We start from the raw sequence: 15,453 nt of genomic DNA, 5'->3' as shown, positions 1-15,453 counted from the left end.
AGCTCGGGTGGTGGAGATTGCGCCAACCGGTACCGCTAATATGGTGGCTCCTTTCTTCACTTACTGTCGAAACCAATGACAAAAGGGAACCTTTCTCCGGACGGCGGTCTGAGCGAGACGGAACAGGACGTCCTTGACGAGATCGAGGAGAAGAACGTCGACTTCCTCCGACTCCAGTTCACGGACATCCTCGGAACGGTGAAGAACGTCTCCGTCCCTGCCGACCAGGCGGAGAAAGCCTTCACTGACGGTATCTACTTCGACGGCTCCAGCATCGAGGGCTTCGTCCGCATTCAGGAATCCGACATGCGCCTCAAGCCCGACCCCGAGACGTTCGCCGTGCTCCCGTGGCGCGACCTCGAGGACGGCGCGTCCGCCCGCCTCATCTGTGACGTCATCGACACGTCCACGGGCGAGCCGTTCGAGGGCGACCCGCGTCGCGTCCTGAAGAACGCCATCGACCGCGCGGAGGAGATGGGGTACGAGGTGAACTTCGCGCCCGAACCCGAGTTCTTCCTCTTCGAAGAGGACGAAGACGGCCGCGCGACCACCGAACTCTCCGACGTGGGCGGCTACTTCGACCTCGCGCCGAAAGACCTCGCGGCCGACGTGCGCCGCGACATCATCCGCGGCCTCGAATCCATGGGCTTCGAAATCGAAGCCTCCCACCACGAGGTCGCCGAGTCCCAGCACGAGATCAACTTCGAGTACGACGACGCGCTCGCGACCGCGGACAACGTCGCGACGTTCCGCTCCGTCGTTCGCGCCATCGCCGCCGAACACGACCTGCACGCGACGTTCATGCCGAAGCCCATCGCGGAAATCAACGGCTCCGGCATGCACACGCACATGTCGCTGTTCACTGAGGACGGCGAGAACGCGTTCCACGACGAGTCCGACGAGTTCGACCTCTCCGACACCGCGCACTCCTACCTCGCGGGCGTCCTCGAACACGCACCCGCCATCACGGCGGTGTCGAACCCGACCGTGAACTCCTACAAGCGCCTCGTCCCCGGGTACGAAGCGCCCGTGTACGTCGCGTGGTCCGACCGGAACCGCAGCGCGCTCATCCGGAAGCCCGCGGCCCGCGTTCCGGCCGCCTCCCGCATCGAGGCGCGCTTCCCCGACCCGTCCTGTAACCCCTACCTCGCGTTCGCCGCGCTCATCCACGCCGGCCTTGACGGCATCGAGAAGGACCTCGACGCGCCCGACCCGGTCCGCGAGAACATCTACGAGTTCGACGAGGCGAAGCGCGACGAGTACGGCATCGAGACGCTCCCGTCGAACCTCGGCGAGGCCGTCGACGCCCTCGAAGAGGACGAGGTCGTGCAGGACGCGCTCGGCGAACACGTCTTCGAGAAGTTCGTCGAGGCGAAGCGCGAGGAACACACCGGCTACCGGATTCAGGTGTCCGACTGGGAGAAAGACCGCTACCTCGAGAAGTTCTAGAGGCGCGTCGGCACCCACACCACGCCGAACCCTAACACTATTCCTGCCGCCGCCGCGACCGGCACGGACGGTTCTATCGCGAGCGGAAGGCCTCCGACGGCGAGCAGCGGCGCGAGCGCGAGCACGGTCCACGGCGCCGCGTCGGCCACGGCGTCGGTGTGGTCGCGGGCGAACTGCCAGCCGACGATGCCGCCGACGGTCGCGCCGAACACGGTCGCGCCCTCGGCCGTCCACGCGAGCACGAGCGCGGCGGTGCCGACGCCGAGCGCGACGGCGAACGCGTTTGCGACCCTGTTTCGGGAGACTGCGAGGGCGAACGCGACGTAGAGACTGCCGGCGACGACGCCCGCAATGACGTCCGGGAGGTAGTGCACGCCGAGCGCGAGCCGGGTGAACGCGACGACGGCGACGACGGCGGCGGCCGCGACGTACCGCGTTCGCCGGCGACCGATCTCGAGGAGCGCGGCGAGCGTGCCGTAGAAGACGGTTGCGCCGGTGGTGTGGCCGCTCGGGAAGCCGTAGCCGTCCGCGTGAACGAGGGAGACCGTGGCCGGCGGGCGATGGAGGGCGAACAGGCTCTTCAGCGCGACGACCAGCGCGAGGCCGCCGACGACGATGCCGAGCACGCGGGCGGCCCGCTCGGCCGGAATGACGTCGTAGCGCGGACCCAGCCAGTAGAGGAGCGGCGCGGCGACGAGGAACACCCCGGGGTCGCCGAGCGCGGTGAGCACGCGCAGCAGCGGGACGAGCGCGTCGGGAACGCTCCCGGCGAGCGCGTCGGAGACGCCGTGTCCGTGCATCTATCGGCGGTTCTTCACCCAGTCCGTGACTCGTCCGGGGACGCCGGCGACGTTGAGCCCGACGCCGAACAGCAACATCAGGGCGTAGAGGCCGAGCGTCGACAGCCAGACCACGACCATCGCGAGGATGGCCCAGCCGCCGGAGAGGAAGTAGAACGCCCCGAGCGTCATCAGCGTCCCGTAGAGGAGGACGAGATAGGGCCCCCAGCCGCGGGCGTGGTTGCGCCTCATCCGCTTGTGGACGTACGTCTTGAGGTCCGATTCGAGGTCGTCCTTCGACACCGTCTTGGCGTCGAGTTCGGCGCGCAGCGCGCGAACTTCCCGCTCCATCTCGGTGATGTCTGGCGCGGAATCCGGTTCGTCGACCTCGTCGCGTACGTCGGTTTCGTCGGTTCGTCCCGCGAGCACGGCGTTTAGTACCGCCCCAACCATGATAATCGTACCGCCAACGTACAGCACCGTCACGAGGAGCAAGGCGGCGCCGAGGATGCCGTACGCCTGATACTTCCCCGCCAGGGGCGCGTACGCCTCGAAGACGCCGGTGAGCGCGGTCCAGCCCGCGGCGGCGAGCAGCGTCCCGGGCACGGCTTCCCGCGGGGTGATGTCGGCGTCCGGGAAGATGTAGAAGACCGGGAAGAAGACGAGACAGAGCGTGACGACGAGCAGGCAGAACGCGACGACGCCGACGAACGGACCGGTCGCGACGAACCCGGCGACGATGGCGGCGACGACGGCGGCGACGACGCCCGCGGCGATAGCGCCGAGGACGAGCACGCCGTCCTTCAGTTGGTGGGCGAGGGACCGAGCGCCGAACACGCCGTAGACGTGCGCGAACGCCACGTCCAGCCCGCGGAAGAGCTTGAGGCCGGACCACGCGAGCACGACGAGGGAGACGACGGTGGCGGTGCCGCGACCGCTCGCGCCCCGCAGGGCGTTCTGGACGGCGGCGCTCCCCTCCGTGGTGAGGAGGGCGCCGACCAGTTCGACTATCTGTTCGCCGACGGATTCGACGCCGAGGTAGGACGCGGCGGCGAGCGTCAGCAGGAGGAGGGGGATGAGGGAGACGAACGCGTAGTAGGCGACGGCGGCCGCGAGGAACGTTATCTGGCTGTCCTGGGCCTCGGCGACGACCTCGCGGACGACCGAGACGGCGCTTCGTGACACACGCTGCCTTCACTCCCCGCCTGAAAAAGCCCTACGGGGCGAGGTCGCGCAACTCCGCGACGGACGCCGTCGTCTTGAACGTCGTGCCGCCGTAGTGGGCGCGCGATGCCTCGTACCCGCCGTCGCGGACCGCGTCGAGGAACTCGTTCATCCCGACTGCGGGCTCGTTCCAGCGCTTGTAGAGCTTGTGCTGGTCGTAGTGCGTGGGTTCGTGGAGTTCGCCCGCGACGCGTTCGAGGAGGCGTTCCGCGCGCTCCGCGCTCCCCATCTCGCCCGTGAGCTCCCGAACCACGTCCTCGACGAACTCGGCGTCGTGCGCGGCGCCGAGCCAGACCGGGCCGGCGGTCTGCACGCCCTCCCCGCAGTTGGGGCAGGCGTCCGGCGACTCGGGGAGCAGGGTCTTCTCGGTCCACCGGTGGAGGCAGGCCTCGCAGTGGTGGATGTACCCGAGGTCGTCGACGGCGGCGTTGGCGTCGGTCGCGCGGTGGGAGAGGTCGAGGTAGGTGCGGACGTAGTGGTCGCTCACGTGACTCAGAATCGGCGTGACGCCCACGTCGTAGCGCGCGGCGGTGCGCGCGAACGCGCCGAGCAGGACTCGCAGCCCCATCTCCGCGTGGTACTCGGTGTTCCGCGGGACAGTCGAGTACTTGCGGACGCCGGACTCGAAGTGCGCGCCGCAGAGCGGCGCGGTGTCGGTGGCGGTGACGCAGACGAGGTCGCGGGCGTTCGCGAGCGCGGCGTCCGCGAACGGAATCGGCGTGCCAAAGGGGTCCACGTCCACCACGTCGAAGTACGCGTCTTTGTCGTGGAGGACGGCGTTCGCGTCCTGGTGAACGACTGTCCCTTGGAGGTCGTTCCGTTCGAGGTTCCGGCGGGCGAGTTCGACCGCGTCCGGGTCGGTGTCGCAGAGCGTGGCGTCCCAGCCCTCGTTCGCCGCACGCACGCCCCGGATGCCGCTCGCTGCGGTCGCGTCCAGGTAGCTGTCGGCCTCGGGCGTGCGCTCGCCGTACGCGCGGAGCGCGGCGACGGTGATGTCGCGGTTGAGTTCCTGTCCGGGGTTGAAGAACACGCCCTCCGCCGCGCCCTCGCCGCCGCCGGACTCGGACTCGACCTCCACCGTGACCGCACCCTCCTCTACGAGCATACGCTGACTCCGCGACCCGTCGAAAAAAGCCCCGCGAATCGGTTACTCGCCGACCGCGGCCGCGCGCTCCACGACGTCCTCGCTGTACCGTTCCGCGAGCTCGTCGTGCTGGTCAGGACGGTGCTCGTACACGTCCTGGAACAGCGTGATGGGCGTCTTCGCCGCCTGATAGGTGGCTTCGTCCCACATCCGGTCGTTCGAAATCTCCACGGTGAGACCGTCGACTTCGATGGTGGCCTCGCGCGTCATCGCGATGGCGCCGGTGCCCGCTTCCTTCGCGGCCTCGAACTGCTCCATCGAGTCCACGATGTCGTCCATGCTCGGCACGTAGGACGCCCGCCCGAGGAGTTCCTCGCGCAGTTCGTCCTCGTCGAGGTCGCGGGTGTCGGTGCCGGCCTGGAACCGATAGCCGTCCTCGGTCTCTTCGATCCAGATGGCGTCGCCGTCGTACGCCCAGCGGCCGTCCGCCTCGCGGAGTTCGACCTCGCCGGTGCCGTCGTCGAGCAGCCACTGGCCGGACTCGGGCGGGAGCGGGGCCGTGTTCGCCTCCACGACCTGTCCGGGCGTGAGCGACCAGATGCCGGTCATGCCCTTCGCGCGGTTCGCCTCCATCCGCTCGCGGTAGCCCGCGACGTCCCGGATGTCGTCGTACGGGCCGTCAACGGCGACGAGGCCGGCGGCGCTCGCGCCGCGGGAGGTGTTGTGCCGCAACTCGGGCCACTCGGGGAGTTCGCCCGTGGGTGTCATCGCCCGCATGTCCTTCGTGTAGTCGACTTCGCCGTCCACGAGCAGGAACATGCGTTCGAGGTTGTTGCTCGGGTTCCCGAGTTCGGCGCGGAGGTCGCCCATCGCGAGCTCGGCCTCCCCGGACTCGATGATGACGGACATCGAGAGGCTGCCGGGTTCGAGGCCGTGCTCGGTCTCCACGATGGTGATGAACTCGTCGGCCTTCTTCCAGTCGTCGAGGTCGCCGACCTCGGGGATGACGAACCCGTCGATGTGCTCGACCGCGCCGTTCGCGGGGTCGGCGATCTCGAGCATATGCTGGAAGCCTCGATACCGGGTTTCGGGGCTGTCGCGGTGCCAGACGACCCGGGGATGGATTTCGCCGGGGAAGTCCGCGCCGTGCTCCGAGACGACCTCAGCGATGTTCCGCGCGCCCTCGTCGCGCATCGAGGGCGCGGTCGCGTCCTCGTTGTCCGGCACCCACACGTCGGGCGCTTCGAGGCCGCGGAGCTGGGAGGCGCGCCGCAGCATCTTCGCGGAGTCGTCCTCGCCGTCCACCGCCGTCGGACTCGTGAAGAACGACCGCACGAACTCGCGGTCGTAGTGGCGGTCGGTCGGGTCAGTCATCCTGGGTCGGCTCCGGCGCGTCTCCGTCGGACGTGATGGGGTCGGACTCGTCCTCGGTGAACCCCGCGGACTCCTCCATCCGCCGCTTCGCGTCCGGGTCGAACTGCGCTTCTATCTCCTGGTAGCGCGGCACGAGCGACATCTCGTGGTGGCTCTCGGTCTCGTGTCCGAGGTAGCGGTCTTCGAGGTCGAACTGCGCTTCCTCGTCGTTCTCCGCGATGTTCTTCATGTCCTCGTACACTGCGTGTGCGCCGGAGTGGAGGGCGTACAGCGTGATGAACTGGTACGTGTAGCCGAGGTCGCCGAGCTCCTGGAACGTCAGCGGGTCGTCCTGCTCGCTCCACGCGAACGAGGACGAGTAGTTGAACGCGAGGTCGAGGTCGGGATGGGTCTCGTGGATGGTTTCCGCGTAGTTGACGGCGTCCTCCCGGCTCGGGTCCGGCATTTCGGGCCAGACGATGTCCGCGCCGGCGTCCGCGAAGAGGCGGCCGCGTTCGAGGTGGTCCTCCCAGTCGCCGTTCGCGGAGCCGTAGGAGTCGATGCGGGCGATGATGACCGTGTCCTCGGACTGCTTCGCGTCCACCGCGGCTTCGATGCGCGCCCGGGCGTCCTCCTGTGAGACGACTTGCTTACCGGCGATGTGGCCGCATCGCTTCGGCGTGGTCTGGTCCTCGATGTGGATAGCGGCGACGCCGGCCTTCTCGTACTCGCGGACCGCGCGCCGGACGTTGTGCACGCCGCCGTAGCCCGTGTCGGCGTCCGCGACGACGGGGAGGTCGGTGGCGTCGACGATGCGCTTCGCGTTCTCCACCATCTCGGTCATCGTGACCATCTCCAGGTCGGGGAAGCCGAACTGGCCGAGGACGGTGGAGTAGCCGCTCATGTAGGCGGCGTCGAGGCCGGCGCGCTCGGCGAGCCGGGCGTCGAGGGCGTGGTACAGTCCGGGTGCGAACACGTAGTCCTGGGTCTCCAGCTTCTCGCGGAACTCGCGGGCGGCCGGGTTGTCGATATCGCGGTGCGTGTAGTCCTTGTAGTCACTCATTGGTCTGGATACGGTGGCTGAGGACGGTTTCGTCGTAGTCCTCGCGGGGGTCGGTGGTGTTCGTCAGGTCCGGGACAACCGGCGCGCCGGTGTTCTCTATGTCGGTGTATTCTGGCATTGTATGGCGGTGTCTCGTGATGGTCGGTAGGCGGTGCGAGCGTCGGGCGCGTCGTGGTGTACTCCCATTGCGTCCGTTTGAGTGTGGAACACCACGATAAAGTTAATGATTGATAATGTAATATGGCTGGATGCGTATTAATAATCATTAAGGACTAGGTGTGGTGGAGCATCGCACACACAATCGAACCGGCTAAACCACGCCCCCACCAAACCCGCCCGTGACGGACGACTGGCGCGCCGACCTCCGAGACGAAGGAGACCTCACGCCCAGCATCGTCCAACGAATCCTCCAAACCCACGGCGACCGCGGCCAACGCGCCATCGAAGCCGTCAGCGAACGCCGCGTCAAAGAATACAACGACTTCACCGTCGTCGTCGGCCACCACGACGAATACATCGTCGAAAACGGCGGCTGCCACTGCCAGGACTCCACCTACAACATCGACACCGACGACGACCAACGCTGCTGGCACGCCCTCGCCGCCGACATCGCCCACGCCATCAACGAACTCGACCACCACGACATGTACTACTCGGACGTCCGAGACTTCCTCTAGCAAGCCCTTTTGCCGGCGCTCCGCGCCGGCAAAACCCCTTGCAGATTCCCAACCCTTGCCGTCGGCGCACGCAGACGGCGGCCTGCCGGCCGCCGCGTCATCCCCGAACCTACCACCGCGACCGCGTCCGCCTCCGTACCTCTACGGCGGTGTCTTCCGCGTGCTCCATGATTGTTTTTCTCACAGTTCGCGCGAATCATCACGTTCAGGTGCCTGCCGGTTCTGACCCGATGGGTGGACAGTCGCTATCGCTACCCCGCGCTCTACTTCGTGTTCTTCGCGGCGTTCAGCGGGTTCGCCGCGTTCCGGAACGTCCTCTTAGAGGAGATGGGGATGTCGGGCGTCGAGATGGGTATCGTCGGGATGGTGATGATTATCGCGGGCGTCGTCGTCCAGCCGCTCTGGGGAGTCGTCGCCGACTACACGCGCTCGCCCGCCCGCGTGCTCGTCGTCGCCGCCACCGTCTCCGCGCTCGCACTCCTCAGCTACCCCCTCGGTGCGAGCCTCTCTGGCGACGCCTTCCTCCTCATTACCGCCGGCACCGCGCTGTTCGCCGTTGGCCGCGCCCCGATCGTTCCGCTGTCGAACGCGCTCGTCCTCCGCGAGGGCTTCGACTACGGCTACGCCCGAAGCTTCGGCTCCACCTCCTTCGGCATCGCCGTCCTCGTCATCGGCTTCCTGCTCGCGTACACGACCACCCTGCTCGTCGTCTACCTCTACATCGCCGGCATGGTCGTGTTCGTCGCGCTCGCGCTCACCATTCCCGACGACGAGGAATCCCTCCTGGAGGGCAGCCTCGGAACCCAGGCGCTCGGCCTGCTCGCGCGCCGCCAGTTCCAGGTCGTGCTCGTCGCCGCGTTCCTCCTCGGATTCGTCTCCCGGTCCGGCGACGCCTTCTTCTCCGTCTACATGCGCGCCGTCGGCCTCGGTGACGGCTACACCGGCGCCGCGTGGGCGGCGAAAACCGTCGCCGAAACCGTCGTCTTCCTCGCCGTCGGCCGCACCGCGCTCTCCTACGGCAGCCTCGTCTCCGTCGGCGGCCTCGGGTTCGCTGCCGGCTACGCCGGCCTCACGCTCTTCCCCACGCTCGGCTCCGTCCTCCTCGCGAACGTCGGTCTCGGCATCGGACTCGCCCTCCTCTTCTTCGCGCTCGTCAACCTCGCGCACGACTGCGCGCCCGACGGCCTCCACTCCACCGCCCAAACCCTCCTCACGAGCGTCGGCGTCGGCGCGGGCGGCGCGCTCGGCCACATCGTCGCCGGTTGGCTCGTCGACGCCGTCGGCGTCCAGTCCATGTTCGCCTACCTCGCCGCCGCCTCCGTCCTTCTCGCACTCGTCGGCATCGCCGTCCACGCCGTCGCCGACAGCCGCCACCCCGCCGTGGCCTGACTACTCCGCGCAGATGTCGACGAAGTTCCGCAGAATCGTCAGCCCGGTCTCCCCCGACTTTTCCGGGTGGAACTGCGTGCCGAACACGTTCCCGTTCTCGTTCGCGACGACGGACGCGAACTCGGTCTCGTAGTCTGTCGTGGCGACGACGTTCACGTCGCTCTCGGGTTCCGCGTAGTAGGAGTGCACGAAGTACGCGTACTCCCCGTCGATGCCCTCGACGAGCGGGTGGTCGCGCGCCACGTCGAGTTCGTTCCATCCCATGTGCGGAATTTTCTGCTCCCCGCTGAACCGGACGTTCCGCCCCGGAATCAGCCCGAGTCCGTCCACGTCGCCCTCACCGTCCCGCGTCGCCTCCTCGCTGCCCTCCAGCAGCATCTGCATTCCGAGGCAGATGCCGAACAGTGGCGTCCCCGATTCCGCCACGTCGAGCAGGGTGTCGCGGAACGGTCCGGCGTTCTCCATCCCCTCGCTGAACGCGCCGACGCCGGGGAGGACGACGCCGTCGGCATCCAGAATCTCCTCGGTGTCCTCGGTGATGGTGACGGCCGCGCCCGCGCGTTCGAGGCCGCGCGTCACGCTCCGCAGGTTCCCCAGGCCGTAGTCCACGACGACGACTGACGCCGCCGCCTGCCGCTGGGCGTCCGTAGTGCTCATGCTCGTGGGTACGCCGACCGCGGGCAAGTCGTTTTCCCCTCCGGCGTTCGCCCTAGTAGTCGTCGAACGTCGCCTGCCCGCCCTCCACGCCCGCGATTGTCGCGGCCTTCTCGATGGTCGCCTCGAACGTCTCCTCCTGGCTGCGGTCGTAGAGCGTCGCCGCCGGATGCACACAGACGAGGACGTCCCGGCGCTTGCCCCCGAGTTCGACGGTTTCGACGGTTCCGGCTTCGCTCGTCACCGCCACGTCCCGGCCGAGCAAGTGTTCGCTCGGCACCTTCCCGAGTGTCACGATGACCTCGGGGTCTATCTGGTCGAGTTCGGCCTCCAGGTAGGGCCGGCAGTTCGCGAGTTCCTCCGTGCTCGGGTCGCGGTTGTCCGGCGGTCGACACCGCACGCAGTTCGTGATTCGCACCCGCGTTCGGGGCAGGCCGTGGTCGCCGAGCGCCGAGTCGAGCACGTCGCCGCTCCGCCCGACGAACGGTACACCCTCCTTGTCTTCCTGTTCGCCCGGCGCCTCCCCGACGAACACCACGTCCGCGTCCGCGGGACCGGTGCCGTTCACGATGCGCGACCGCGAGTCCACGAGGTCGCCGCAGCGCTCGCACGCGGTCACGTCGAGGCCGTCCATGCGCTCCATACCCACCCCTCGCTCGCCGGGGGATTAATCGGTGCGGTAGTCGTCCGCCGCGCGCGCCGCGAGCCGCGCCACCCGCACCGGCTCGGGCCGCCCGCCCTCGGGCGTGAACGCCCGCACCACGCCCGCGGGGTCGCCACAGCCCACCGACCGCACGTACACCGTCTCGTCGTTCACCGTGATGTCCTCGCGCGCAGGCTGGCGCTCGTAGCGTTCGAGGCGTTCTCCGGGGTCGTCGAACTCGCGCTCGATGGCGTCGGCGAGCCCGGGACTCGCCTCGAACGACACGGAGAGAACGGGCCGCTCGACGGCGTCGTGAATCCGGTGGAGGTCGAGAATATTGAACCACGCCGGCGCGACGCCCGCGAGCAGGAGATACTGTACGTCGGGTCGGTCGAGGTCGCGCCAGCGCTCGATAACGCAGTCGGTGGCGTCGAGGCCGCCGACAGTGCACGAACCGAAGGAAACGCCGTCTACGACGCGGTCGGCGCGAACCACTGCGCCGGCGAGCGTCGATTCGTTCGCAGTGTATGATTCCGCGATGCCGAGCGCGCGCGTCCCCGGTTTCACTCCTCTTTGATGTCCTTGAGCGTGTCGAGGAGTTCGTCGTTCGACGCGTCTATCTCGTAGTCGACTTCCCCCCTGTGTGCGTGTTCTTCGGTGTCGACGCTGGCGTCGTCGTCGATGTCCGAGTCGAGGTTCTGGTTCTCCTGTTCGGACTCGTCGTAGCTACCGAAGCCCATGTGTGTTCCATGGGGCGACGGATTCAAAAATTCCCCGCCTATTTGACGCGCCCGCCCCTGTCCCCGACTATGGACGTCACGACAGTCACCGCGGACGCGGAGACCTTCACGTGCAACGCCTACCTCGCGCTCGACGGCACGCCGACGCTCGTCGACGCGGGCGCGATGCCCGGCGTCGAGGACGTCGTTCGCGAGCACACGGACTCGCTCGACCGCGTCGTCCTCACCCACCAACACGGCGACCACGTCGCCGAACTCGATTCCGTGGTCGAGGCCTTCGACCCCGACGTGTACGCGTACGCCGACCACCCCCACAGAACCCACGAACTCGCGGACGGCGACACCGTCACCATCGCCGACGAGTCCTTCGAAGTCGTGCACACCCCGGGCCACGCCGACGACCACATCTCCTTCGTCTCCCAGTCCAGCCTCTTCAGCGGCGACGTGGTCGTTCACGACGACGGCGCGTTCGACGACGGGAGCTTCGGCCGCACCGACATGCCCGGCCAGGACAGAGAAACGCTCATCGAGAGCATCCAGCGCCTCCTCTCGCGAATGGACGGCTCCGTCGAACACATGTACAGCGGCCACGGCGGCGTCTTCCACGGCGACGTGCGCGCGGTCGTCGAACGCGCGCTCGAACGCGCCGAACGCCGCGAACCGAAGTACCCGGACGAGTAAGCCCTAGCGGTGCGGTGGTCGTGTCCGCGAGTGGGCGTGTTTCTCAAGGTTTAAACGCCTCGCCGTCGAGAACTCCCGTATGAGCAAGGAAATCTCCGTTGAGGACCGACTCCTCGACAAGCAGGTCTGCATGCGCTGCAACGCCCGCAACCCCAAGGAGGCCGACAACTGCCGGAAGTGCGGCTACGGGAACCTCCGCCCGAAGGCCCGCGAACGCCGCTCCGCCTGATTCTCGACACGTTCGTTCGTTTCGACCGCACCGCGAGCGGGGTGCTTACCCGCTCAGTTCAGCGCGTGGTCTGCGAGGAAACCGATCGAGACGACGAGAAGCGCCGCGCCGCCGAGGAACGCCATTTCTACTATCGTTCCCGAGTTTCCTCCGTTGAGATGGGCGAGTTCGTTGACTCCTTGCGACGCAATTAACACCAAAAGTGCAAGCGCCATGAGTATGAGCGTCAGTTCTATCGGGGGACGGTCGTTGTCCTTGGACATATATTAAATATATACGCCAGATTACGGATTTAGTTATAGGGGTTGGTCCCGATTGTCTTGGCTGGGTAATTCCCACCGTCCAGCGAATGCTGATAGATCAATAGAGATAGCTCCGGCAGTTATTGATACTGAATGTTTTGGCGCCACTGTTCCTCCCACCCCAAACGGAGCCCACGCGTGCGAGTACACGCCGCCTACGTTCCCGCTTCCAGTACCGTTCTCGTCTCTTTTCACCTGTATCTGTAGAAACCCGCTTCCACTGGCGTTTGGATCCGCTATCGTGTCATCAAAGCTAACAGCGGCGCCGCTATACGAGTCTACCGGTGGTTCAACGACTACTTCCGTGAGTTCTCGATAGTTTGTATCGCCGATCTCTATTTCTCCAGCATGCCTGATGGAATCATCCGTATATATGAATCCATCCGGAGTGTACGAAATCGCCGCTCTGTCTGTTGGTTGGGGAAGATCTATTCCAGTTTGCACGTCCTGAAGATTCCATGTCAGAACCAAACCATATTCTTGGGTCTCCTCGTTAAACAGGAATACGTCAAACGTTGCGGAGCTTTGGGATTTCCCGTAGTATGACTCCGTGGAAACTCCTCCAGAACTTTTGTTCCGAGTGTATCGACGAGTGCTAAACTCTACATCGTTTTTCCGCAATAGATCCCGTGCTTCTTCGAATTTGAAGCTATCCATTAATTTATTATACTCTTTGAGTAGCCCCAGCTCTGACACGCTAACTCCATCTGGTTCTGCAGATACTGTGGTGGATAGGCCCGCCGTTCCGACTACTGCGGACCCCAGTAGTTTCATTGCACTACGACGTGACACGCTATTTTTGTCTACCATCGATTGAACAAACAAAACACTATTAAAAAAAAAGCAACGATTTAAATATCGGTGCAGGTAAACTCAAATATTGTATATTTCTATTCGCTGCCGGCGTCGAGGTACTCCTGCTGGACTTCGACGACCTCGGTCGAGTCCTCGCACTCCGCGTATCGCCGAAGCGGTTCCTCGTTGAGTTCGAGGAATGTGTGTCCCCAGGTGAACTTCGCCAGGATCTCCTCTGCGTGCTCTCGCTCCCCGAGGATGCAGAGCGCGCCGGCGAACGCCTCGACCGTGTTGAGTTGGAACGGCTGGCCGTAGTTCACGGGGTTCGCGGCGACGAGGAAGGGGAGGGCGCGGTGGTCGCCCGGCATCTCGAACATCGCTTTCTCCGCGGTCTCCCACGAGCAGTCGAGCGCCACCAGTCGGTTGTGGTCGGCGTCCGCGGGACTGAGCGCGACCTCGGCGTGCGGGTTCAGGACGACGCCGTAGGGGGTCGCGCCCGCGGAGCGGTGTAACTCCGCGAGGTCGAAGCGCGCGAGCTTTCGCGCCGTGCACTTCTCGGGGTCGTCGTCGCCCTCGTACCGGACGTGTAACTCCACGCCTCCGCTTCGCCCGCGTCGGGCAAAAGCGCCGCGTTCGCCCCACGTTTCTTACCCGTCGAGCGCTCACCCCTGGATATGAACTCGGTCGACCTCGCGCACGCCTATTACGACGCTATCGACGCGGGCGACTACGAGGCGCTCCGGGACGTGCTCGCGCCCGACTTCACGCACGTCCGCCCCGACCGCACGCTCGCGGGCCGCGAGGAGTTCGTCTCGTTCATGCGCGACGACCGCCCGCAAACGGACACCAAGCACGTCGTGGACTCGGTAACCGAGGGCGTGGACGGCGCAGTCGCGCACGGCCACCTGTTCGCGCCGGAGGAAGTCATGTTCGCGTTCGTGGACGTGTTCGAGACCGACGAGAGAATAGAGCGACTCCGGACGTACGCGGATTAGTCCTGCGCGCCGAGCGCGGACTCCCCGACCGTCTCCCCGCCCTCGATGACTTCCTGTCCGCCCATGTACGGCTGGAGCGCCTCGGGCACGTCGACCGTTCCGTCCTCGTTCTGGTAGTACTCCAGAATCGCGACGACGATACGGGGAACGGCGAGCCCCGACCCGTTCAGAGTGTGGACGTACTCCGCGCTCTCGTGCTTCTCCGGCCGGTACTGGATGCTCGCGCGGCGCGCCTGGAAGTCCTCGAAGTTCGACACCGACGACACTTCGAGCCACCGCCCGCCCACGTCGGGCCCCTCTTCCATCTCGTCGCCGGGCGCCCACACTTCGAGGTCGTACTTCTTCGCCTGCGTGAACCCCAGGTCGCCCGTGCACATCTCCAGAATGCGGTAGGGGAGTTCGAGCCGCCGCAGCACCTCCTCCGCCTCCTCGACGAGTCCCTCGAAGCGCTCGTAGCTCTCGTCGGGTTCGACGAAGTTCACCATCTCCACCTTGTTGAACTGGTGGACGCGCACGATACCGCGTGTCTCGGTGCCGTGTTCACCGGCCTCCCGGCGGAAGTTCGGACTGTATGCCTGGTGCTTGAGCGGGAGGTCCTCGCTCAGGAGAATCTCGTCCCGATACATGTTCGTCACCGGCACCTCCGCGGTCGGGAGGAGCCAGAGGTCGTCGTCGTCGTACTCCTCCTCGTTCGACCCGCCGAGGCGGTACGCGTCCTCCGTGAACTTCGGGAACTGCCCCGTCCCCCGCATCGACGACGAGTTCACCGGAATCGGCGGGAACACGTCCACGTAGTCCTGTTCGCGGTGCACGTCCAGCATGAACTGGACGAGCGCGTGTTCGAGCTTCGCGCCGTCGCCCTTCGCGAAGTAGAACCCGCCCCCGCTGACTTTCGCGCCGCGCTCGAAGTCGAGGATGTCGAGTTCCTCGCCGAGGTCGTAGTGCGGCACGACTTCCTCGGGGAGGTCGCGGCGGTCGTCGAACAGTTCGCGCCGCCGCTCGACGTTCTCCGACTCGTCGTCGCCGACGGGCACGCTCTCGTGCGGAATCTGGGGGAGTTCCAGCAACCGCTCCTCGAGTTCGGCTTCGAGTTCGTCCGCCCGCTCCTCGACCTCCTCGATACGCTCCTTGAGGGCGCTCGACCGCTCGATGGCCTCCTCGGCCTCCTCCTCCTTGCCTTCCTGCTTGAGGTGGCCGATTTTCGAGCTGACTTCGTTGCGTTCGTGACGGAGGTCGTCGCCCTCGGCCTTGAGGTCGCGCCACTCCTCGTCCACTTCGAGAATATGGTCGAGGTCGAGGTCGACGCCCTTGTTGTCGAGGGCCTCGCGGACCGTCTCGGGGTTCTCCCGGACGAACTGACGGCTGAGCATACTCTCGCTTCTGTCGGGGCCGCCAA

At 66.2% G+C, this 15,453-nt stretch carries 20 protein-coding genes; 6 read left to right on the top strand and 14 right to left on the bottom strand.

The window, feature by feature from the left end; translation table 11 throughout:
* Positions 1 to 75: 75 nt before the first annotated feature.
* Positions 76 to 1,449: a type I glutamate--ammonia ligase gene (gene glnA / locus U3A55_RS05825; RefSeq protein WP_330990534.1), complete on the top strand. Its 1,374-nt coding sequence runs from the start codon at positions 76 to 78 to the stop codon at positions 1,447 to 1,449.
* Here the strand turns inward: glnA and U3A55_RS05820 are convergent.
* The 6 genes from U3A55_RS05820 to U3A55_RS05795 are packed head-to-tail and all read right to left on the bottom strand — an operon-like array spanning position 1,446 to position 7,070.
* On the bottom strand, positions 1,446 to 2,249 hold the full coding sequence (locus U3A55_RS05820) for a phosphatase PAP2 family protein (protein ID WP_330990533.1): 804 nt from the start codon (positions 2,247 to 2,249) through the stop codon (positions 1,446 to 1,448). The two genes, glnA and U3A55_RS05820, sit on opposite strands and share 4 nt — an antisense overlap.
* Positions 2,250 to 3,413: a YihY/virulence factor BrkB family protein gene (locus tag U3A55_RS05815; RefSeq protein ID WP_330990532.1), complete on the bottom strand. Its 1,164-nt coding sequence runs from the start codon at positions 3,411 to 3,413 to the stop codon at positions 2,250 to 2,252.
* Positions 3,414 to 3,444: 31 nt separating this feature from the next.
* On the bottom strand, positions 3,445 to 4,557 hold the full coding sequence (locus U3A55_RS05810) for a tRNA (guanine(26)-N(2))-dimethyltransferase (RefSeq protein ID WP_330990531.1): 1,113 nt from the start codon (positions 4,555 to 4,557) through the stop codon (positions 3,445 to 3,447).
* Between the two features lie 42 nt (positions 4,558 to 4,599).
* Positions 4,600 to 5,910 (bottom strand): malate synthase AceB, encoded by a 1,311-nt coding sequence (gene aceB / locus U3A55_RS05805; protein WP_330990530.1) that lies wholly within the window; start codon positions 5,908 to 5,910, stop codon positions 4,600 to 4,602.
* Positions 5,903 to 6,952, bottom strand: a complete 1,050-nt coding sequence (locus U3A55_RS05800) for an isocitrate lyase/PEP mutase family protein (protein ID WP_330990529.1) — start codon at positions 6,950 to 6,952, stop codon at positions 5,903 to 5,905. The genes aceB and U3A55_RS05800 overlap by 8 nt, the downstream gene beginning before the upstream one ends.
* Entirely contained in the window at positions 6,945 to 7,070 is a 126-nt protein-coding gene (locus U3A55_RS05795) for a hypothetical protein (RefSeq protein WP_330990528.1), read from the bottom strand. The genes U3A55_RS05800 and U3A55_RS05795 overlap by 8 nt, the downstream gene beginning before the upstream one ends.
* Positions 7,071 to 7,290: 220 nt before the next feature.
* Here U3A55_RS05795 and U3A55_RS05790 point away from each other — a divergent pair, with 220 nt between their 5' ends.
* Together U3A55_RS05790 and U3A55_RS05785 are read left to right on the top strand one after the other, a co-directional pair.
* Positions 7,291 to 7,629: a hypothetical protein gene (locus U3A55_RS05790; protein WP_330990527.1), complete on the top strand. Its 339-nt coding sequence runs from the start codon at positions 7,291 to 7,293 to the stop codon at positions 7,627 to 7,629.
* A 234-nt stretch (positions 7,630 to 7,863) separates the two neighbouring features.
* Positions 7,864 to 9,018 carry an MFS transporter gene (locus U3A55_RS05785; protein WP_330990526.1) on the top strand — a complete coding sequence of 385 codons (1,155 nt, stop codon included), beginning with the start codon at positions 7,864 to 7,866 and terminating at the stop codon, positions 9,016 to 9,018.
* Here the strand turns inward: U3A55_RS05785 and hisH are convergent, their stop codons facing one another.
* From hisH to U3A55_RS05765, 4 genes are read right to left on the bottom strand one after another with little or no spacing between them, the layout of a single operon-like run.
* Entirely contained in the window at positions 9,019 to 9,675 is a 657-nt protein-coding gene (gene hisH / locus U3A55_RS05780) for an imidazole glycerol phosphate synthase subunit HisH (RefSeq protein WP_330990524.1), read from the bottom strand. It lies immediately after the preceding gene.
* A 52-nt stretch (positions 9,676 to 9,727) separates the two neighbouring features.
* Positions 9,728 to 10,315 (bottom strand): uracil-DNA glycosylase, encoded by a 588-nt coding sequence (locus U3A55_RS05775; protein WP_330990523.1) that lies wholly within the window; start codon positions 10,313 to 10,315, stop codon positions 9,728 to 9,730.
* A gap of 24 nt (positions 10,316 to 10,339) precedes the next feature.
* Positions 10,340 to 10,882 carry an endonuclease dU gene (locus U3A55_RS05770; RefSeq protein WP_330990522.1) on the bottom strand — a complete coding sequence of 181 codons (543 nt, stop codon included), beginning with the start codon at positions 10,880 to 10,882 and terminating at the stop codon, positions 10,340 to 10,342.
* Positions 10,879 to 11,055, bottom strand: coding sequence for a DUF5786 family protein (locus U3A55_RS05765; RefSeq protein WP_330990521.1), 177 nt, complete (start codon positions 11,053 to 11,055; stop codon positions 10,879 to 10,881). Before U3A55_RS05765 ends, U3A55_RS05770 begins: the two co-directional genes overlap by 4 nt.
* Positions 11,056 to 11,124: 69 nt before the next feature.
* Between U3A55_RS05765 and U3A55_RS05760 the strand changes: the two genes are divergently transcribed.
* On the top strand, positions 11,125 to 11,736 hold the full coding sequence (locus U3A55_RS05760) for an MBL fold metallo-hydrolase (protein ID WP_330990520.1): 612 nt from the start codon (positions 11,125 to 11,127) through the stop codon (positions 11,734 to 11,736).
* A gap of 79 nt (positions 11,737 to 11,815) precedes the next feature.
* On the top strand, positions 11,816 to 11,965 hold the full coding sequence (locus U3A55_RS05755) for a 50S ribosomal protein L40e (protein WP_145845536.1): 150 nt from the start codon (positions 11,816 to 11,818) through the stop codon (positions 11,963 to 11,965).
* A 53-nt stretch (positions 11,966 to 12,018) separates the two neighbouring features.
* On the opposite strand, the gene U3A55_RS05750 is transcribed toward U3A55_RS05755, so the two are convergent.
* From U3A55_RS05750 to U3A55_RS05740, 3 genes are all read right to left on the bottom strand, one after another.
* Complete coding sequence (locus tag U3A55_RS05750; RefSeq protein ID WP_330990519.1) at positions 12,019 to 12,228, bottom strand: hypothetical protein; 210 nt, start codon at positions 12,226 to 12,228, stop codon at positions 12,019 to 12,021.
* A gap of 33 nt (positions 12,229 to 12,261) precedes the next feature.
* The gene (locus U3A55_RS05745) at positions 12,262 to 13,041 is read right to left on the bottom strand and encodes a hypothetical protein (RefSeq protein ID WP_330990518.1); all 780 of its coding nucleotides are present in this window, start codon (positions 13,039 to 13,041) and stop codon (positions 12,262 to 12,264) included.
* 116 nt (positions 13,042 to 13,157) lie between these two features.
* Positions 13,158 to 13,658, bottom strand: a complete 501-nt coding sequence (locus U3A55_RS05740; protein ID WP_330990517.1) for a DUF367 family protein — start codon at positions 13,656 to 13,658, stop codon at positions 13,158 to 13,160.
* A 78-nt stretch (positions 13,659 to 13,736) separates the two neighbouring features.
* On the opposite strand from U3A55_RS05740, the gene U3A55_RS05735 reads away from it, so the two are divergent.
* Positions 13,737 to 14,057, top strand: a complete 321-nt coding sequence (locus U3A55_RS05735) for a nuclear transport factor 2 family protein (protein WP_330990516.1) — start codon at positions 13,737 to 13,739, stop codon at positions 14,055 to 14,057.
* Here the strand turns inward: U3A55_RS05735 and serS are convergent.
* Positions 14,054 to 15,427, bottom strand: coding sequence for a serine--tRNA ligase (serS, locus tag U3A55_RS05730; protein WP_330990515.1), 1,374 nt, complete (start codon positions 15,425 to 15,427; stop codon positions 14,054 to 14,056). The genes U3A55_RS05735 and serS overlap by 4 nt on opposite strands.
* Positions 15,428 to 15,453 lie beyond the last annotated feature (26 nt).

Source organism: Salarchaeum sp. III (assembly GCF_036418315.1).
Classification (GTDB): Archaea; Halobacteriota; Halobacteria; order Halobacteriales; family Halobacteriaceae; genus Salarchaeum.
The sequence above is the reverse complement of the archived record's forward strand: the minus strand, read 5'-3'. Positions and strand labels throughout refer to the sequence as shown.